At 64.4% G+C, this 18,746-nt stretch carries 14 protein-coding genes; 11 read left to right on the forward strand and 3 right to left on the reverse strand.

Annotated features, from left to right (window positions below):
• Positions 1 to 13 precede the first annotated feature (13 nt).
• The gene (gene ubiG, locus CK218_RS18495) at positions 14 to 763 is read right to left on the reverse strand and encodes a bifunctional 2-polyprenyl-6-hydroxyphenol methylase/3-demethylubiquinol 3-O-methyltransferase UbiG (protein WP_095824176.1); all 750 of its coding nucleotides are present in this window, start codon (positions 761 to 763) and stop codon (positions 14 to 16) included.
• Positions 764 to 889: 126 nt separating this feature from the next.
• Entirely contained in the window at positions 890 to 1,186 is a 297-nt protein-coding gene (locus tag CK218_RS18500) for an antibiotic biosynthesis monooxygenase (protein ID WP_082980321.1), read from the reverse strand.
• Positions 1,187 to 1,403: 217 nt separating this feature from the next.
• Between CK218_RS18500 and CK218_RS18505 the strand changes: the two genes are divergently transcribed.
• From CK218_RS18505 to CK218_RS18555, 11 genes are all read left to right on the forward strand, one after another.
• Positions 1,404 to 2,657, forward strand: coding sequence for an aspartate kinase (locus CK218_RS18505; protein ID WP_066990093.1), 1,254 nt, complete (start codon positions 1,404 to 1,406; stop codon positions 2,655 to 2,657).
• Between the two features lie 83 nt (positions 2,658 to 2,740).
• Positions 2,741 to 5,011 (forward strand): phosphoenolpyruvate--protein phosphotransferase, encoded by a 2,271-nt coding sequence (ptsP, locus tag CK218_RS18510; RefSeq protein ID WP_095828471.1) that lies wholly within the window; start codon positions 2,741 to 2,743, stop codon positions 5,009 to 5,011.
• A gap of 139 nt (positions 5,012 to 5,150) precedes the next feature.
• Complete coding sequence (gene prfA, locus CK218_RS18515) at positions 5,151 to 6,230, forward strand: peptide chain release factor 1 (protein ID WP_095828472.1); 1,080 nt, start codon at positions 5,151 to 5,153, stop codon at positions 6,228 to 6,230.
• Complete coding sequence (gene prmC, locus CK218_RS18520) at positions 6,223 to 7,092, forward strand: peptide chain release factor N(5)-glutamine methyltransferase (RefSeq protein ID WP_095828473.1); 870 nt, start codon at positions 6,223 to 6,225, stop codon at positions 7,090 to 7,092. The genes prfA and prmC overlap by 8 nt, the downstream gene beginning before the upstream one ends.
• Positions 7,093 to 7,429: 337 nt before the next feature.
• Positions 7,430 to 8,395: a DUF4167 domain-containing protein gene (locus CK218_RS18525; protein WP_245418866.1), complete on the forward strand. Its 966-nt coding sequence runs from the start codon at positions 7,430 to 7,432 to the stop codon at positions 8,393 to 8,395.
• A 153-nt stretch (positions 8,396 to 8,548) separates the two neighbouring features.
• Entirely contained in the window at positions 8,549 to 8,914 is a 366-nt protein-coding gene (locus CK218_RS18530; protein WP_095828475.1) for a metalloregulator ArsR/SmtB family transcription factor, read from the forward strand.
• Positions 8,892 to 9,413: an SRPBCC family protein gene (locus CK218_RS18535; RefSeq protein WP_245435074.1), complete on the forward strand. Its 522-nt coding sequence runs from the start codon at positions 8,892 to 8,894 to the stop codon at positions 9,411 to 9,413. The genes CK218_RS18530 and CK218_RS18535 overlap by 23 nt, the downstream gene beginning before the upstream one ends.
• 256 nt (positions 9,414 to 9,669) lie before the next feature.
• Complete coding sequence (clpB, locus tag CK218_RS18540) at positions 9,670 to 12,276, forward strand: ATP-dependent chaperone ClpB (protein WP_095782397.1); 2,607 nt, start codon at positions 9,670 to 9,672, stop codon at positions 12,274 to 12,276.
• A 182-nt stretch (positions 12,277 to 12,458) separates the two neighbouring features.
• A complete protein-coding gene (locus tag CK218_RS18545) occupies positions 12,459 to 12,818 on the forward strand; it encodes an MmcQ/YjbR family DNA-binding protein (protein ID WP_095782396.1) in 360 nt (119 codons plus the stop codon).
• A 141-nt stretch (positions 12,819 to 12,959) separates the two neighbouring features.
• A complete protein-coding gene (locus tag CK218_RS18550; RefSeq protein WP_095828477.1) occupies positions 12,960 to 14,474 on the forward strand; it encodes a L,D-transpeptidase family protein in 1,515 nt (504 codons plus the stop codon).
• A 243-nt stretch (positions 14,475 to 14,717) separates the two neighbouring features.
• Positions 14,718 to 16,274, forward strand: coding sequence for an MFS transporter (locus CK218_RS18555; RefSeq protein ID WP_095828478.1), 1,557 nt, complete (start codon positions 14,718 to 14,720; stop codon positions 16,272 to 16,274).
• On the opposite strand, the gene CK218_RS18560 is transcribed toward CK218_RS18555, so the two are convergent.
• Positions 16,271 to 18,250 (reverse strand): M23 family metallopeptidase, encoded by a 1,980-nt coding sequence (locus CK218_RS18560; RefSeq protein WP_066990472.1) that lies wholly within the window; start codon positions 18,248 to 18,250, stop codon positions 16,271 to 16,273. The genes CK218_RS18555 and CK218_RS18560 overlap by 4 nt on opposite strands.
• Positions 18,251 to 18,746: the final 496 nt, after the last annotated feature.

Below are 18,746 nucleotides of genomic sequence, written 5' to 3' on the forward strand. Positions count from 1 at the left end.
GCTTCGTTGGCCCTCAGACCGAGGCTTTTTCGGCCAGCACCATGTAGTTGACGTCCATGTCCCTGGATTTCTGCCAGCGGTCGGCCAACGGATGATAGATCACGCCGGTCCGGTCGACGATGGTCAGCCCCGCCGCGCCAAGCGCCTTTGCCAACTCCTCCGGCCGCACCAGCTTGCCGAACTGATGTGTGCCGCGCGGCAGCCAGCGCAGAACATATTCGGCGCCGATGATGGCAAGACCAAGCGCCTTCAGCGTGCGGTTGATGGTGGCGACGAACATGATGCCGCCGGGCCGGACCATCTCGCTGCATTTGGCGACGAAGAGATCGACATCGGCGACATGCTCGACCACCTCCATGTTGAGGATGACGTCGAATGTCTCGCCGGCGTCGGCCAGCGCCTCGGCCGTGGTGGCGCGATAGTCGACATTTACGCCGGCTTCGGCCGCGTGCAGCTTAGCGACCTCGATGTTGGTGGCCGAGGCGTCGGCACCGACCACTTCCGCGCCAAGCCGCGCCATCGGTTCGCATAAGAGCCCGCCGCCGCAGCCGATGTCGAGGAAGCGCAGTCCCTCGAATGGCCTTGCCGCGCGCGGATCGCGGCCGAAGCGCGCCGCCACCTGGTCGCGGATATAGGCAAGCCGCACAGGGTTGAACTTGTGCAGCGGCCGGAACTTGCCGTTCGGGTTCCACCATTCGGCGGCAAGGGCGGAGAAGCGTTCGACTTCTCCGGCATCTATGGTCGATCGGCGGGGCTCAGGCATGGGGCGGGTCTCCTCGAACGCCAGCAAGTCGGGAACGCTAGGAAGTCGGGTCCCCGAGATCGAAAGTCAAGGCAGGTTTTTTCCGTTGCCGCCAACCAGCCGCAGCGGCACGAGGGACGGTCGAGCCTAGGCCGACAGCGCGACCGCGGCATGACCCATGGCCACGCTGGCTGGCTCGATCGCCCGCATGGCCTCGCAATCGCCGATTTCGGCCATGATGCGCTGTGCCGCCGCCTGGGCCTGCTCGAGGCTCTGCCAGCGCACGACGTCGACCCAGCTCCCGTCGTCGCGCTCGCCGAGATGGCGGCTGAGAAAACCGGGCTGGCGCACCAGCCAGTCGGTGACGAAGCCATTTTGGGCAACAAAACCAGCCGCAGCATCCGGCTTGAGGCGGAAGGTCACGATCTCCAGCGTCTCGGTCATGAATTCCTCCATCCGATTTCCAAGTTTATCGCATTGCGCGGCAGGAATCCGCCAGGAGACTTCAAAAATCGGGCCAAGGCCGCTTCTCCTGCGCCCTCGCTTGCGAAGCCTTGCTGTTTTAGTTAAGGAGGCCGCGCATTTCCGCGGCTCGGCTGGTCCGGGCGCATTTTCCACTTTCCGGCCCCAAACCGGCTTCAGTCAAAGGCATCTCGCTTCCATGGCGCGCATCGTGATGAAATTCGGCGGAACTTCGGTCGCCGACATCGCCCGCATCCGCAATGTGGCGCGCCATGTCAAACGCGAGGTCGATGCCGGCCATGAGGTCGCCGTGGTGGTTTCGGCCATGGCCGGCAAGACCAACGAACTGGTCGGCTGGACGCGCGAGGCCTCGCCCATGCACGACGCGCGCGAATATGACGCCGTTGTCGCCTCCGGTGAGCAGGTCACGGCCGGCCTGTTGGCGATAACCCTGCAGAACATGGGTGTCCATGCCCGTTCCTGGCAGGGCTGGCAGATCCCGATCAAGACCGACAACGCCCATGGCGCGGCGCGCATCCTCGACATCGATGGCGCGTTCTTGATCAAGCGCTTCGGCGAGAGCCAGGTGGCGGTCATCGCCGGCTTCCAGGGCATCGGCCCGGATAACCGCATCTCGACCCTCGGCCGCGGCGGCTCCGACACCAGTGCCGTGGCGATCGCGGCCGCGGTCAAGGCCGACCGTTGCGACATCTACACCGATGTCGACGGCGTCTACACGACTGATCCGCGCATCGAGCCGAAAGCCCGGCGGTTGGCCAAGATTTCGTTCGAGGAAATGCTCGAAATGGCCTCGCTCGGCGCCAAGGTGCTGCAGGTACGGTCGGTGGAGCTTGCCATGGTGCACAGGGTGCGTACCTTTGTGCGGTCGTCCTTCGACGATCCCGACGCGCCCGGAATGGGGGATTTGCTCAATCCGCCCGGAACGCTTATTTGCGACGAGGAAGAGATCGTGGAACAGCAGGTCGTCACCGGAATTGCCTATGCCAAGGACGAAGCGCAGATCTCGCTGCGCCGCGTCGGCGACCGCCCAGGCGTCGCCGCCGGCATCTTCGGCCCGCTGGCCGAGGCCAACATCAATGTCGATATGATCGTCCAGAACATCTCCGAGGACGGCAAATTCACCGACATGACCTTCACGGTACCGTCGGGCGACATCGACAAGGCGCTGGCAGTGCTCGAGCGGCTGAAGGCCGATGTCGGCTACGACGTCGTGCAGTCGGAAGCCGGCATGTCGAAGGTCTCGGTCATCGGTATCGGCATGCGAAGCCATGCCGGCGTCGCGGCCACCGCCTTCAAGGCGCTGGCCGATAAAGCGATCAATATCCGGGCGATCACCACCTCCGAGATCAAAATCTCGATACTGATCGACGGTCCCTATACGGAACTTGCAGTTCGTACTTTGCATTCCGTCTACGGGCTCGATAAGCAATAGCAAGAACTGAGTCCGTTATTGCGTGAGCGCCGGCCGTGGCGGAAGCTACGGCGGGCAACGTGCCCATTGGAGAAGAAGCCGCGATGCGTGACATGGCCGGTGGCCCGCGCGTTCTGCTGAGACGGCTCCGCGAGCTCATGCAGGAGCCGCTGGAGCCGCAGGAGCGGCTCGACCGTATCGTGCGCGACATCGCCTCCAACATGGTCGCCGAGGTATGCTCGCTCTATGTGCTGCGCGCCGATTCGGTGCTGGAGCTCTACGCCACCGAAGGTCTGAACCCCACCGCCGTCCATTTGGCGCAGTTGAGGCTCGGGCAAGGCCTTGTCGGCACCATCGCCGCCAGCGCGCGGCCGCTCAATCTCTCCAACGCGCAGGAGCATCCGGCCTTCGCCTACCTGCCGGAGACGGGCGAAGAGATCTACAATTCCTTCCTCGGCGTGCCGGTGCTGCGGGCAGGGCGCACACTGGGCGTCCTGGTGGTGCAGAACAAGACCATGCGCCACTATCGCGACGACGAGGTCGAGGCGCTGGAAACGACGGCGATGGTGATCGCCGAGATGGTCGCCACCGGCGATCTTGCCCGTCTCACCCGGCCGGGGCTCGAACTTGACCTGCGCCGTCCGGCAAGCTTCACCGGTCTTGCCTTCAACGAAGGCGTCGGGCTTGGCCATGTCGTGCTGCACGAGCCGCGCATCGTCGTCACCAACCTGTTCAACGAGGACAGCGAGGAGGAGGTGCGTCGCCTGGACCGTTCGCTCGGCTCGCTGAGGCTGTCGATCGACGACATGCTCGAGCGCCGGGACGTCGCTTTCGAGGGTGAGCATCGAGAGGTGCTCGAGGCGTATCGCATGTTCGCCAACGACCGCGGCTGGGTGCGCCGGCTGGAAGAGGCGATCCGCAACGGCCTGACTGCGGAAGCGGCCGTCGAGAAGGTGCAGAGCGACATGCGCGCACGCATGCTGCACATGACGGACCCCTATCTGCGCGAGCGCATGAGCGATTTCGACGATCTCGCCAACCGGCTCTTGCGCCAGCTGATGGGGCGCGGTCCGGAGGATGTCGCGGCCTCGCTGCCAAAGGATGCCATCATCGTCGCCCGCTCGATGGGTGCGGCCGAACTGCTCGACTATCCGAGGGACAAGCTGCGCGGCCTGGTGCTGGAGGACGGCGCCGCCACCAGCCATGTCGTCATCGTCGCGCGCGCGATGGGCATTCCGGTCGCAGGCCAGGTCAAGGGCGCCGTCTCCATGGCGGAAAACGGCGATGCCATCATCGTCGACGGCGAGGAAGGCACCATTCACCTGCGGCCGCAGTCCGACCTCGAGGCCGCCTATGCCGAAAAGGTGCGCTTCCGAGCTCGGCGGCAGGAAATCTATCGGGAACTGCGCAAGAAGCCGTCGCTGACCAAGGACGGCGTCCCGGTCGATCTCCTGATGAATGCCGGCCTTGCGGTCGACCTGCCGCAGCTTTCAGAATCGGGAGCGGCCGGCATCGGCCTGTTCCGCACCGAATTGCAGTTCATGGTCGCCTCGACCTTTCCGCGCGCCGAGGCGCAGGAGCGGCTGTATCGCGATGTGCTCGAGGCGGCGCGCGGCAAGCCGGTCACCTTCCGTACCATCGACATCGGCGGCGACAAGGTGCTGCCCTATTTCAAGGGCGCGGTGCAAGAGGAAAACCCGGCACTCGGCTGGCGGGCGATCCGGCTCACCCTCGACCGCCCCGGCCTCCTCAGGACACAGATCCGCGCGCTGCTCAAGGCTTGTGGCGGGCGTGAGCTGAAGCTGATGCTGCCAATGGTGACGGAACTGTCGGAAATCGCGCAGGCGCGCGAGATCATCGACCGCGAAGTCCGGCACCTGTCGCGTTTTGCGCATCATTTGCCGACGAGCCTCAAGCTCGGCGCGATGCTGGAGGTGCCGTCGCTGCTGTTCCAGCTCGACGAGTTGATGAAGGCGGTCGACTTCGTCTCGGTCGGCTCCAACGACCTCTTCCAGTTCGTCATGGCGGTGGACCGCGGCAACACGCAGCTTGCCGACCGTTTCGACACGCTGTCGGCACCGTTCCTGCGCGTGCTGAAGCAGATCGCCGACGCCGGCGTGCGCAACCATACGCCGGTGACGCTGTGCGGCGAGTTGGCGGGCAAGCCGATCTCGGCGATGGCGCTGATCGGCGTCGGCTTCCGCTCGATCTCGATGTCGCCGGCCTCGATCGGCCCGGTCAAGGCGATGCTGACCGAACTGCCGCTGCAGGAGCTGGAAGCCTTCTTCAACGACAATCTGATGGCCCCCGTCCAAGGGACGCCAATGCGGGCGCTGCTGCAAGCCTTTGCCGACGACCGCTCCATTCCGCTCTAGATTCACGTGAGGGCGGTCTGCAAATGTCGATTTTCTGCGCTTCCGGTGCTCATGTACCTAAATGTACATTCCGCTCCGGTTCTCGAAACTCGCCAGTTTCGACTCGTCCTGACGTGAAGTCCACCGAAGTCCCAAGCCCATGATCAACCTGCCCCGCGACCGCATGGACCAAGTCGTCAAGCGTTTCGACATGCTCGAAGCGCAGATGTCGGCAGGGCCGTCGGCCGATGCCTATGTCAAAATGGCTTCCGAATATGCCGATATCCAGGAGATGGTCGGCAAGATCCGGGCACTGCGCGCCGCCGAGCAGGAAGAGGCCGACCTCGAAGCGATGCTCGCCGACAAGAACATCGATGCCGAGATGCGGGCGCTGGCCGAGGCCGACCTGCCGGAGGTTAAGGAGCGCATCGAGGTGCTGCAGAAGGATATCCAGATTCTGCTCCTGCCCAAGGATGCCGCCGACGACAGGAACGCCATCCTCGAAATCCGCGCCGGCACCGGCGGCGACGAGGCGGCCCTGTTCGCCGGCGATCTGTTTCGCATGTATGAGCGCTACGCCGCCTCGCGCGGCTGGCGTTTCGAGATCGTTTCGGCGAGCGAAGGCGAAGTCGGCGGCTACAAGGAAATCATCGCCTCGGTGGCGGGCAAGGGCGTGTTCGCGCAGCTGAAATTCGAATCCGGCGTGCATCGCGTGCAGCGCGTGCCGGAAACCGAGGCCGGCGGCCGCATCCATACCTCGGCCGCGACGGTCGCCGTACTGCCCGAGGCCGAGGAGGTCGACATCGATATCCGGGCAGAGGACATCCGCATCGACACGATGCGCGCGTCCGGCTCCGGCGGGCAACACGTCAACACCACCGATTCGGCGGTGCGCATCACGCATCTGCCGACGGGCATCATGGTGGTGCAGGCGGAAAAGTCGCAGCACCAGAACCGGGCGCGGGCCATGCAGATTTTACGGACGCGGCTCTATGACCTGGAGCGCAGCCGCGCGGACGAGGAGCGCTCGTCGTCGCGAAAATCGCAGGTCGGCTCGGGCGACCGCTCGGAGCGCATCCGCACCTATAATTTCCCGCAGGGACGCGTCACCGACCACCGCATCAACCTCACCCTTTACAAGCTCGACCGGGTGATGATGGGCGAGCTCGACGAGGTGATCGACGCGCTGATCGCCGACCACCAGTCGAAGCTGCTCGCCGACATGGGCATTGATGGCTGATCCTTTGCCCGCGGCACTTGGACCGCTGCTGCGCGCGGTGAGGGAGCGGCTCGCTGCCGCCGGCATTGCCGATCCGGCGCTCGATTCCAGGCTGATCGTCGAGCATTTTTCCGAAACCACGCGCACCCAGGCTATCGCGGAGCCGGGCCGAACGGTGGATTCTGCGGCTCTTGCGGCAATCGAGGCGGCCCTGAGGCGTCGCGTCGCAGGTGAGCCGGTGCATCGCATTCTCGGCTATCGCGAGTTCTATGGGCTGCGGCTGTCGCTGTCGCCGGACACGCTGGAGCCGCGCCCCGATACCGAGACGCTGGTCGACGCGATCCTGCCCTTCGCCAAGTCGACGGCCGAAAGGCTTGGCCAGTGCCGTATCCTCGATCTCGGCACCGGAACCGGCGCAATCGCGCTGGCGCTGCTCAGCGCGATTCCGGCCGCGACCGCGATCGGCGTCGATATTTCACCCGGCGCGCTGGCGACCGCCACGCGAAACGCCGCGGATCTGGGGCTCGGCGGGCGCTTCAAGGCCTTGCATTCCAACTGGTTCGAAAAAGTTTCGGGCCGATACCATTTAATTGCCGCGAATCCACCCTATATACCCAGTCGAGACATTGGAAATCTGCAGGACGAGGTCCGCGATTTCGATCCACGCCAGGCCCTCGATGGCGGTGTGGACGGGCTGATCCCCTATAGGATCATCGCCGGAGAGGCGGAAGGATTTCTGGAAGCGCAGGGCAAGGTAGCGGTCGAGATCGGCCATACGCAGCAAAGCGAGGTGACCGCGATCTTCGCGGCAGCCGGCTACAGGCTGACGCAGGCGCGACGCGATCTCGGCGGAAACGACAGGGTTCTGGTGTTTGAGCGTTGAAACCCCTGATGCAGTGCGAAAAAACGCTTGGCAATATTAGGGAATGCAGCTAGGTTCCGGCTTAACCGGATGAGACGAAGCAGGCAGTGCTCTTAGCGATTCGGTTTTCCTTGGAAATAGCTGCCTCCTTGCGCAAACGACGCCCATGCTTCGTGCGGGAATCGTCCGGCAAGTGATGTAACCGGAACAGGATGGCACGTGGCGCCAACGCAATCGATGCGGGCGAACGCCGGTGAAAAAACGAAACGGTCGGCTGCATGAGCGCCACCGTTCGCGACGAGTTTTAGAAAATTCACATGAAGAGAGTCGAATGAGGCCACAACAGCAGAACAGGCGCATGCGCGGTCGCAACAACAATGGCGGCGGTGGCAACAACAACCGCAAGGGGCCCAATCCCCTGACGCGCAACTATGAGAGCAACGGTCCGGACGTGAAGATCCGCGGATCGGCTCAGCAGATCGCCGAAAAATATGCCGCACTCGCCCGTGACGCGCAAAGCTCCGGCGACCGGGTGATGGCAGAGAACTATCTCCAGCACGCCGAGCACTACAATCGCATCATCGCGGCCGCGCAGGCGCAGATGCCCATCCAGAACGCCCAGCAGAACCGCGACGACTTCGATGACGACGTCGATGAGGATCGCGACGAGTTCGACACGGTCGGCAACGCAAATGCCGGCGAGTCGCAGGCCGCCGCGAACGGTTCCGGGCCGCAGCCGGTGATCGAAGGCACGCCGGCGGAACTCGCCTACAACCAGGAAAACGGCCGCGACAACAACCGGCGCGACAATAATGGTCGTGACAGACACCGCGACCGCCGCAATGGCGGCTATGGCCAGTACGGTCAGAATGGTCAGCGCGGCGACAATGGTCAGCGAGAGCGCAGCGAACATGGCGGCCAGCAGATCGATCAGAGCCGCCGCAATGAGGCGCAGGCCAAGCCGGAGGGCTCCGCCGAAGACGGCGTTGCGGCCGAGCAGGCTCCGCTGTTCGACAGCTTCTCGCCTGCGGGCCTTGCTGCCCAGGCCGAGCGCAACGAAGCCGGCACGGACAATGGCGGTGGGCGTCGGCAGAGACGTCCACGTCGCGGTCGCGGCAATGCCGAGCAGGGCCATAGCGCCGAGCAGGGCAATGCCGATGAAAGCAATGCCGGCCGGGCAGACAGCGCCGCCGATGGCGGCAACGTCGCGGACAGCGGCAGCGCGACTGCCGCCAAAGAGGCAAATGCAGCGCCGAGCGAGAACGGCGCCGGTGAGCCGGCAGGCGGCGCCGGCGAGCCGGCAGTCGCCGACGCAGATAGCTGACCGCAGGTCTATTTCCAGGCAATTCGAACGGCGGAGAGGTTTCTCCGCCGTTTTTCGTTGTGCGTGCCTAAAGCACGTCGCCTGAATCCGTTTCAGCGCGACGCGCTTTCGTTTCCTTGCATGGCGGTAATTTGTGCGCTAATACTGAACCATATGGTTCAGTATATCAAGACCCGCCTCGATGCTTCATTCGCCGCGCTCTCGGATGCGACCCGACGCGGCGTGCTGGAGCAGCTCGGCCGTGCGGACGCTTCGATCACGGAACTGGCCGAGAAGTTCCACATGACCCTCACGGGCATGAAGAAGCACGTCGGAGTCTTGGAGCAAGCGGGGCTCGTCAGCACGGAAAAGGTCGGGCGTGTGCGGACCTGCAAGCTCGGCCTGCGCGGGCTGGAGCAAGAGGCGGCATGGATCGAGAGGTATCGCCAGCTTTGGGACGCACGCTTCGACGTGTTGGACAAGGTGGTCGAGGAACTGAAACGAAAGGAGAAGGTCGATGGACGCAAGCAAAGGGAGTGAGGCCACACCGATGCAGAACCGCACGACGGTGGAACGGACGTCGGACCGCGAGCTCGTCGTCACGCGAACCTTCAACGCTCCGGCGCGCATCGTGTTCGAGGCGTGGACCAAGCCTGAGCTGTTCAAGCAGTGGTGGGCGCCGAAGTCGATGGGAATGGTGCTGCGTTCCTGCGAGATGGATGTCCGTGTCGGGGGCAGGTACCGTTTGGCGTTCGGCCACGATGGCTCAAACCTTGACGAGTTCTTCGGCAGGTACATCGAAGTGACACCGCACTCGCGCCTCGTCTGGACCAATGAGGAAGGCGGTGAGGGTGGACCCGTCACGACGGTGACCTTCGAGGAAAAAGGTGGCAAGACGCTGCTGGTCCTGCACGAGCTCTATCCCTCGAAGGAGGCTCTCGACGCTGCCGGCACCGGTGCGGCGGAGGCGATGGGCGAGACGTTCGGGCAACTGGACGAGCTTCTCATCACCCTGGGCGCGAGCGGTGGACGATCATGAAGCCGTCGATGTCGCGCGTCACGCAGCCGCAGCACTTAAGCCCTTGTTTTAATGCCTAATGTTCGCACAAAACCGCTGCGCGCTTCGGGCAACCAGGCCCTAGAATATTCTGCGCTGACCGAGATCAGGGCGTCTTGAGAGACCTGAGCCAATACACCATATCTCGGCTGAACAGGACTCCGGCTCGAATGAGCGGGTTCGTCACCGCAATCTGATCCGGTGCCGCAAAGCGGGCCGGTGATGGAAGGAGACATACATGAATACGGAGAAATATTCCGAGCGCGTGCGCGGTTTCATCCAGTCTGCGCAGACCATGGCGCTCTCGCGCAACCACCAGCAATTCACTCCCGAACATATGCTCAAGGTGCTCGTCGATGATGACGAGGGCCTTGCCGCGTCTCTGATCGAGCGCGCCGGCGGCAGCATTCGCGACGTGAAGCTCGGCGTCGAGGCGGCGTTGGAGGCCATGCCCAAGGTCGAAGGCGGCAACGGCCAGCTCTATCTCGCCCAGCCGCTTGCCAAGGTGTTTTCGACCGCCGAGGAACTGGCCAAGAAGGCCGGCGACAGCTTCGTCACCGTGGAGCGGCTGCTGCAGGCGCTCGCCATGGAGAAGTCGGCGAAGACCGCCGACATCCTGGCCAAGGCCGGTGTCACCGCGCAGGCGCTGAACCAGGTTATCAACGATGTCCGCAAGGGCCGCACCGCCGATTCGGCCAGTGCCGAGCAGGGCTACGACGCGCTGAAGAAATACGCCCGCGACCTGACCGCGGATGCGCGGGCGGGCAAGCTCGACCCGGTTATCGGCCGCGACGACGAGATCCGCCGCACCATCCAGGTGCTGTCGCGCCGCACCAAGAACAATCCCGTGCTGATCGGCGAGCCCGGCGTCGGCAAGACGGCGATCGCCGAAGGCCTGGCGCTGCGCATCGTCAATGGCGACGTGCCGGAATCGCTGAAGGACAAGCGGCTGATGGCGCTCGACATGGGCGCGCTGATTGCCGGCGCCAAGTATCGCGGCGAGTTCGAGGAGCGGCTGAAGGCCGTGCTGTCGGAAGTCACTTCCGCCGCAGGCGGCATCATTCTGTTCATCGACGAGATGCACACACTGGTCGGTGCCGGCAAGGCCGATGGCGCGATGGACGCCTCGAACCTTTTGAAGCCTGCGCTGGCGCGCGGCGAGCTGCACTGCGTCGGTGCGACCACGCTCGACGAATACCGCAAGCATGTCGAGAAGGACGCGGCGCTCGCCCGCCGCTTCCAGCCCGTTTTCGTCGACGAGCCGACGGTCGAGGACACTGTCTCGATCCTGCGCGGCCTGAAGGAGAAATACGAGCAGCACCACAAGGTGCGCATCTCCGATTCGGCGCTGGTTTCGGCCGCGACGCTTTCCAACCGCTACATCGCCGACCGTTTCCTGCCGGACAAGGCGATCGACCTGGTGGACGAAGCCGCATCGCGGTTGAGGATGCAGGTCGATTCCAAGCCCGAGGCGCTGGATGAGATCGACCGCCGCATCATGCAGCTCAAGATCGAACGCGAGGCGCTGAAGGTCGAGAAGGATGACGCCTCGAAGGACCGGCTGACCAAGCTGGAGAAGGATCTGGCCGACCTCGAGGAGCAGTCGACCGAGCTGACCGCCAAGTGGCAGGCCGAAAAGCACAAGCTCGGCCTTGCCGCCGACCTGAAGAAGCAGCTCGACGAGATGCGCAACGAGCTGGCGATTGCCCAGCGCAAGGGCGAGTTCCAGCGCGCCGGCGAGCTTGCCTACGGCAAGATCCCGGAGCTGGAGAAGAAGCTCAAGGAAGCCGAAGCCCAGGACGGTAAGGCCGGCATGGTGGAAGAGGTGGTCACGCCTGACCACGTCGCCCATGTCGTGTCACGCTGGACCGGCATTCCGGTCGACAAGATGCTTGAGGGACAGCGCGAGAAGCTGCTGCGTATGGAGGACGAGATCGGCAAGCGCGTCGTCGGCCAGGGCGAGGCGGTGCAGGCGGTCTCCAAGGCCGTGCGGCGCGCCCGTGCGGGTCTGCAAGATCCGAACCGGCCGATCGGCTCGTTCATGTTCCTGGGTCCGACCGGCGTCGGCAAGACGGAGCTCACCAAGGCGCTCGCCGCCTTCCTGTTCGACGACGAGAGCGCCATGGTGCGCATCGACATGTCGGAGTTCATGGAGAAGCACTCGGTCGCCCGGCTGATCGGCGCGCCTCCCGGCTATGTCGGCTATGAGGAGGGCGGCGCGCTCACCGAAGCGGTGCGGCGCCGGCCCTACCAGGTCGTGCTGTTCGACGAGATCGAGAAGGCGCATCCGGACGTGTTCAACGTGCTGCTCCAGGTGCTCGACGACGGCCGGTTGACCGATGGTCAGGGCCGCACGGTCGACTTCCGCAACACGCTGATCATCATGACCTCCAATCTCGGCGCCGAATATCTGGTCAATCTCCGCGATGACCAGGACGTCGATGCCGTGCGCGACGAGGTGATGGGCGTGGTGAGAGCCTCGTTCCGTCCGGAATTCCTCAACCGCGTCGACGAGGTGATCCTGTTCCACCGGCTGCGCCGCCAGGATATGGATCGCATCGTCGAGATTCAGCTCAAGCGGCTGGAGAACCTGCTTGTCGATCGCAAGATCACGCTGTCGCTCGATCACGATGCGATCGAGTGGCTGGCCGGCAAGGGCTACGATCCGGCCTATGGCGCCAGGCCGCTGAAGCGGGTGATGCAGAAGGAACTGCAGGATCCGCTGGCGGAGAAGATCCTGCTCGGCGAAATCCTCGACGGCTCGACCGTCAAGGTCACCGCCGGTTCCGATCGCCTGAACTTCCGTTCGAAGCAGACGGTGGTGGCGGCTGAAGCCGCCGCCTGAGTCGAGCCGGGGCATGTGACCGGAGCCATTCCAGGAAAAGCGCTTGGCGGTTTTCCGTCCGAATTGCGCAAACAAGGATACGAGGAGCGCGTCGCATCCGGCAGGGGCGGCGCGCTCTTGCTTTTCCACAGCGCCTTGCTGCAGAACCGGGCTTGATTGCGGGTCCCGGAGGGCCGATTCCAATGAAGCTCGAGGACTATAACGGCTTCTGCGCCACGCTGCCCGCCACGACCCATGTCGTGCAGTGGGGCGGGGCTCACGTCTGGAAGGTCGGCGGCAAGGTGTTCGCGATCGGCGGCCATGACCGGGAGGGCGAGGTCTTCGTTACCTTCAAATGCTCCGACATTGCCTTTGACGTGCTGAAGGAACAGCCGGGCTGTCGGCCCGCGCCCTATCTCGCGTCGCGCGGCATGAAATGGATCCAGCGCCAGACAAGCCAAAGCGTGGATGATGCCGCGCTGAAGGACTACCTGCGCGAAAGCCACCGCCTGGTCGTGCTGAAGCTGACGAAACTGGCGCGCAGCGAATTGGGGCTGCACTGACATTCGGTTGGGGACCATGGTGAAACGCCGGAAATCCGCCATCTTCATGCCCGGTTCATATTGGAACCTTAGTTTTGGTAACTGGTTTGCTGGCGAAGGGTTCGCCCAGCAAGACCGAGCCGACCGGAGAGCCTGACCCACATGCTGCGCACGATCTTTTCCCTTTCGGCACTTGTGGCCGGACTGGCCGCTTCCGGCGCGCTCGCAGCGCCGAGTCTGGAAGGCGCGCAGAAGACGGTTCGGCCCGCTCAACACGGCGCGCTCCTGCTCGCCCAGGACGGCAATATCGACATTTACTACGATGCCAGGGGCAACCGGGTACTTGTCGATGCCGATACCGGAAAGGTGATCGCCATCCAGCCGCCGCAGACCCGGCCCGATCGCCGGGCGCTGCGCCGTCAGTTGCGGATGCAGGAACTCGGGCGTGCGCCCGTCGAGGATGACGACCGTTATTATCTAGACGATCCCGACGACATGGCCCGCTTCCGCCGCAGGCAGCTGGACGAGAACGGCCGGTATATCCCGCCGCCGGTCGACGACTACGATTCCAACAGCGGCAATTCCGTCGAGGCCTATCCGCCGGCGCCGAGCGACGAAGGGTATGCCACAACCTATCCGGAGGCGCCAGAGTCGGACACCATCAAGCGCGAGCCGCTGAACGAAGCATCGATCGAACCGCACCCTGGGCAGGGGGACGTGCTGCAAGTCAATCCGGAGACCCAGGCCGCGCTGCCGCCGGACACGGGCGGCAAGGCCACCGTCGATCCGTCGCTTTCGCTCGGCGTGCGCCAGGACGTGGCCGAACTTCAAGTGCTGCTCGACCGCGCCGGCGCCTCGCCGGGAGTCATCGACGGCCGCTTCGGCTCGAATGTCGACAAGGCCCTGGCCGCCTACAACCAGATCACCGGCAGCAATCTGAAGTCGACCGACTCGGCCGCCATCAAGGCGGCGCTCGCCCAGTCGGGGGGCGACGCCTTCGCCTCCTACACGATCACGCCCGAGGACGTGGCCGGACCCTATGTCGCCTCGATCCCGGAAGATTACAGCCAGAAGGCCAAGCTCGACCGCATGGGTTACACCTCGGTCACCGAGGCGCTCGCCGAGCGCTTCCACATGGACGAAGGCTATCTGAAGTCGATCAACAAAGGCCTCGACTTCAACCGTCCCGGGACCATCGTCAAGGTCGCCAATTTCGGCCAGTTGGTGTCGACGCCGGTTGCCCGCATCGTCGCCGACAAGGACAAGAAGGAAGTTTTCGCTTATGACGCGGGCGGCAAGCTGGTCGCAGCCTATCCGGCCACCATCGGTTCGGCCGACACGCCGTCGCCCACCGGCATCCACACCGTGTCGCGCATCGCGCTCGATCCCAATTACACCTATAATCCCAGCATCAATTTCAAGCAGGGCCAGAACGACAAGATCCTGACCATCCCGCCGGGGCCGAACGGTCCGGTCGGCTCGGTCTGGATCGCGCTGGACAAGCCGACCTACGGCATCCACGGCACGCCCGATCCTTCCAAGATCGGCAAGACCGAAAGCCACGGCTGCGTGCGCCTGACCAACTGGGATGCGCGAGAGCTCGCCAAGCTGGTGTCGCCGGGCGTGACCGTCGAGTTCGTCGGCGGGTCATCAGTCGATGATTTTGCGCAGCAATGAGCCGCGCAGGGCGGTTGCATAGATCCGCTGCATCACCAGGATGAACCCGCGCTGAGCAGCGGGTGATGAGGCATAGGCTGGCTCTCCCCCTTCTGGAATGACCGGCGGGAACCTAGCACGCGACGGCTCGTTTGCATTTACGATGGCTACCTTCCTGGCCATGCCGTCAGACCAAACTGGTTTCAGAACTGCAATCTTCTGGCTCGTTGTTACCGATACGCCGGAGAGCTAAGCAGGTTTTTCATGCCTTCCTCGAGTGAAGCCACAGCCGATTCGCTTTCGACCGCGACGCGCGCGAACGGCACCTTTTGCCCGCAGACGCAGCGCAAGTTCGTACTGGTCGCGGCAATCCTGGCCTCGGCGCTCGGCTTCATAGACGGTTCGATCCTGGCGATCGCCATGCCGGCCTTGCGCGTCGATCTCGGCGCCAGCCTGGCGGAAGCGCAATGGATCTCCAACGCCTATGCGCTGACGCTTTCGGCGCTGATTCTGGCCGGTGGTGCCGCCGGCGACCGATTCGGCCTCAGGCGCGCATTCGTGACCGGCATCGCGCTCTTCATCGCAGCATCGCTCGCCTGCGCGCTGGCGCCCAATCCGGCAATTCTGATCGCGTTCCGCGCCATCCAGGGCATTGGCGCCGCCATCATGGTGCCGGGCAGCCTCGCCATCATCGCCAAGGCCTATCCGAAAAAGGAGCGTGGCCGGGCGATCGGCATCTGGGCCGCGGCCTCGGCGCTGACCACGGCGCTCGGGCCGGTGCTCGGCGGGTTCGTGCTGTCGACTTTCGGCAACGGCGTCTGGCGCGCGATCTTTGCCGTCAACCTGCCGCTCGGACTGGTTTCGATCTATCTGCTGCTCGCCAAGATACCGGCGGACCAGCCGACCGAAAAGCGCAGCCTCGACCTCGGGGGCGCCGCGCTCGCCACGCTCGCCTTCGGGGCGCTGGCCTATGGGCTGACGGCGATGAACGCCGAGGGCGGCGGGATAATGGCCGGGCCGGCGATCGTCGCCGGCGTCGTCCTGCTTTTCATTTTCATTCTCTATGAGCGCTGGCAGAGCGAGCCGATGATCGATCTCGGCCTGTTTCGCATCGGGGCCTTCGCCGGCGCCAATCTCGCGACCTTCTTCCTCTATTTCGCGCTGTCGGCGAACCTGTTCTACCTGCCCATGGTTCTGATCGCGGGCTGGGGACTGAGTTCGGCCGAGGTCGGCTTCATCTTCCTGCCGCTGTCGGCATTGATCGCGCTGCTGTCGGGGCCGGTCGGCCAGTGGTCCGACAAGATCGGCCCGCGCCTGCCGATCGCCGCCGGCAGCTTGGTCGTCGCCATCGCCTTTGCCGGCATGGCCCTGCTCGCCCATGCCGGGATCCACAATTTCTGGACCGGGACCTTTCCGCTGATGGCGGTGATGGGGCTCGGCATGGCGCTCGTCGTGTCGCCGCTGTCGACGGCGATCATGACCTCCGTCGAGGACAAGGACACGGGCGCGGCATCCGGCATCAACAATGCCGTCTCGCGCATCGGCGGCCTGATCGCGGTGGCGGCGATGGGCTCGCTCGCGGCTTTCGTCTATGCGCGATCGACCGGCAGCCCCGCCGGCATGCCCGGTTTCGGCGAACCGCCGGCGTCCGGGCTCGCGGCCAATCTCGACGCGTTGAGGATTGCGGCAAGCGATTCGGCCTTTGCCGCTGTTGCCGCCGTCACGACGCTGCTTTGCCTGCTATCGTCGATCATCGCCTGGTTCACCGTGCCCGGACAGGCGCTGCCCTGGCCGCGGCAGACGGGCGATTCGCCGGATTAGTTGGGAAGCTGCGAATCGGTCTTGGCGCTGGCGACCTTCAGCGAATTTCCGTCTTCCTGCTTGAGCAGGTCGTCGATGCGCTCGCGCTCGCGCTTGAAGGCGACGAGATCGTCGCCCTTCAGCACCTTGCCGACGGGCAGACGGACGCGCATCGGGTCGACCTTGGTGCCGTTGACGATCAGCTCGTAGTGGAGGTGCGGGCCGGTGGCGAGGCCGGTTTGGCCGAGATAGCCGATGACCTGGCCCTGACGCACGCGCACGCCCGGCTCGATCCCTTTGGCGAAAGCGCTCTGGTGATTGTAGGAGGTCTCGTAGCCATTGGCGTGGCGGATGATGATCTGCTTGCCGTAGCCACCGGCCCAGCCGACCTTTTCGACAACACCGTTGCCAGCGGCGATGATCGGCGTGCCGATGGGCGCGGCCCAATCGACGCCGGTGTGCATGCGCACATATCCCAGAATCGGGTGCCGGCGAGCGCCGAAACCGGAGCGGAACTTGCCGGCGGGCAGCGGATTGCGCAGCAGGAATTGCTCGGCGCTCGACCCGTTCTCGTCGAAATAGTCGGTGCCGCCGTCCTGCATCTGGAAGCGATAGAAATTGCGCGTCTGGCCGCCGAAGGTGGCTGAGACGTAGAGAAGCTCCGAATTGTCGGAGGTCTGGTCGTCGCCGTCGGGCTGCGAGAACAGGACCTCGAGACGGTCCGACGGCGAAAGCCGCGACTGGAAGTCGACGTCCGAGGCAAGAAGCTTGATCAGCTTCTGGGTCATCGATTTCGACATGCCATAAGAATAGGCGGCTCGATAGATGCCGTCATAGACGTTGGGCAGGTTGCCGCGCACCACCACCGGCTGCGAATCGTCGAACGCCGTCAGCAATTCGGGATTAGGCTCCGGCTCCTGCGCCGGCACGAACTGTCCGCGATCGTCGAGCGCGATGGTCACGATATGCGTGGTGCGGTCGTAAACGCTGGTGCGGACCACCTTGGCGACGTCGCCGCGCACCTCCAGACCGACGCGCAGCACCGTTCCGGCCTTGAGCGCCGTCGCGTTCAAGAGCTTGCCGATCGCTTCCGACATGCCGGTGGCGTCATCGCCGGTGTAGCCCGAATCAGCGAAGGCCTCGGTGATATCGGTGTCCTCGGTGAAAGGGATGATTTCCTCGGCGAAGGCCGGCGTCTGGTCGTCCGGCGTGGCGCGCGGCGCCACCGAGACGTTCTCCGGCGTGATCTTGACGTCGTAGGAACCCGCCATGCTCTCGGCGAAGGCGTCGCCGAAGCGCTGCGGGTCGACATAATGAAGCGCCGCAACCTGAACGGCGCCGTCGCTCAGGCCGTTGCCGGCTTCGCGCACCACCTTTTCCACCTCGTCGGCGGAGAGGTCGCTCTTTTCGTCGAAGGATGCCGTCTCGATCGGGAAGTCGACCGTCTTCAGGCTCATCTCGCTTTCGACCTTGGCGCCATAGATCTGGCCGGCGACCGCCGTGGCGGAAGCTGGCTGAGCGTTGTCGTCCCCGTCGTCGCCGAAGACCTGCATCGGGTCGAATGGCGGGTAGGGACGGCTGGTGGTGTGACCGGCCGCAAGCGCCATCTTGATCTGCACGAACGGCATGGTGTGGATGACGTCGCGGTCACCGACCTTGGTGACCATCGATACTTCCATGCGCCGGCGGTCCTTGGCCCTGGCGATCTGGCGCGGCGCGACCAGCCTGGTCGTCTTGGCCTGCTCGCCGGAATCGTCGCCGCCGCTGGCGAGGTTGATGAGCTCGGCGATTTCAGGCGGCGTCGCCAGCTGCTGGCGACCGTCAAGGGCTGCGAACAAGGCCACGCCCATCAGCACGCTCGAGGTCACCCCGGTCAGGAACGTGCCCGAAAGCCAACGTGCCGAAACCTCGCGGCGGTCAGGCGGACCGCTGCGGCCGTCCGCGATCAGCGGCGGCTCGTTGCCGAGTTCGGCTATGACATCTTCCGTGTCTGGCATCCAGAAAGGCTGCTTCTTCCCCGGGCGAAACGGCTTGTCGTTGTTCGTTGCGGCCATGACATTTGCCTGTCGCAGCCAGTGAAGTCAAACGAAGCGGCAAGCCGGGGCCGATATCCCCAATCACACGTCTCTTAGAAACGCGGCTCCTGTCGTCTGCGGTCGAGGCTCTCACGCGTACGCGGGCGCCTTGCTTGTATGTCCGGTGTCCGACCGCAATGCGGCGGCAATAGGGCTTGGTGCGGACGGCTGCGGACGTGCCGCAGGGGCGGTTGGCTGGCGAAACATAGCCGTCGAAAAATTTGTCGCAAAAAATTCAAAAAAGTTCGAAATCGGTGTTGACGGTTCGAGTAACCCCCGACTATATACGCCTCACCAACGAGGGCGGCGCGCCGCTGGCGGCCGAGAAGTTCGCTTCTCACTCTGCCCTCTGTGAAATTCAAGAGAGCCGCGTGAGCGACACTCGAAGGGCCCCGAAGCGGCAAGCGAAAGGGGCCGG

The sequence above is a fragment of the Mesorhizobium sp. WSM3879 genome, assembly GCF_002294915.1.
GTDB lineage: Bacteria > Pseudomonadota > Alphaproteobacteria > Rhizobiales > Rhizobiaceae > Mesorhizobium.

Coding starts and splice junctions, on each gene's coding strand:
- CK218_RS18505 (WP_066990093.1), top strand. CDS start 1,404: ATGGCGCGCATCGTGATGAAATTCGGCGGAACTTCGGTCGCCGACATC.
- CK218_RS18500 (WP_082980321.1), bottom strand. CDS start 1,186: ATGACCGAGACGCTGGAGATCGTGACCTTCCGCCTCAAGCCGGATGCT.
- CK218_RS18525 (WP_245418866.1), top strand. CDS start 7,430: ATGCGCGGTCGCAACAACAATGGCGGCGGTGGCAACAACAACCGCAAG.
- CK218_RS18550 (WP_095828477.1), top strand. CDS start 12,960: ATGCTGCGCACGATCTTTTCCCTTTCGGCACTTGTGGCCGGACTGGCC.
- CK218_RS18535 (WP_245435074.1), top strand. CDS start 8,892: ATGGACGCAAGCAAAGGGAGTGAGGCCACACCGATGCAGAACCGCACG.
- CK218_RS18555 (WP_095828478.1), top strand. CDS start 14,718: ATGCCTTCCTCGAGTGAAGCCACAGCCGATTCGCTTTCGACCGCGACG.
- ptsP (WP_095828471.1), top strand. CDS start 2,741: ATGCGTGACATGGCCGGTGGCCCGCGCGTTCTGCTGAGACGGCTCCGC.
- CK218_RS18530 (WP_095828475.1), top strand. CDS start 8,549: ATGGTTCAGTATATCAAGACCCGCCTCGATGCTTCATTCGCCGCGCTC.
- CK218_RS18545 (WP_095782396.1), top strand. CDS start 12,459: ATGAAGCTCGAGGACTATAACGGCTTCTGCGCCACGCTGCCCGCCACG.
- prfA (WP_095828472.1), top strand. CDS start 5,151: ATGATCAACCTGCCCCGCGACCGCATGGACCAAGTCGTCAAGCGTTTC.
- ubiG (WP_095824176.1), bottom strand. CDS start 763: ATGCCTGAGCCCCGCCGATCGACCATAGATGCCGGAGAAGTCGAACGC.
- clpB (WP_095782397.1), top strand. CDS start 9,670: ATGAATACGGAGAAATATTCCGAGCGCGTGCGCGGTTTCATCCAGTCT.
- prmC (WP_095828473.1), top strand. CDS start 6,223: ATGGCTGATCCTTTGCCCGCGGCACTTGGACCGCTGCTGCGCGCGGTG.
- CK218_RS18560 (WP_066990472.1), bottom strand. CDS start 18,250: ATGCCAGACACGGAAGATGTCATAGCCGAACTCGGCAACGAGCCGCCG.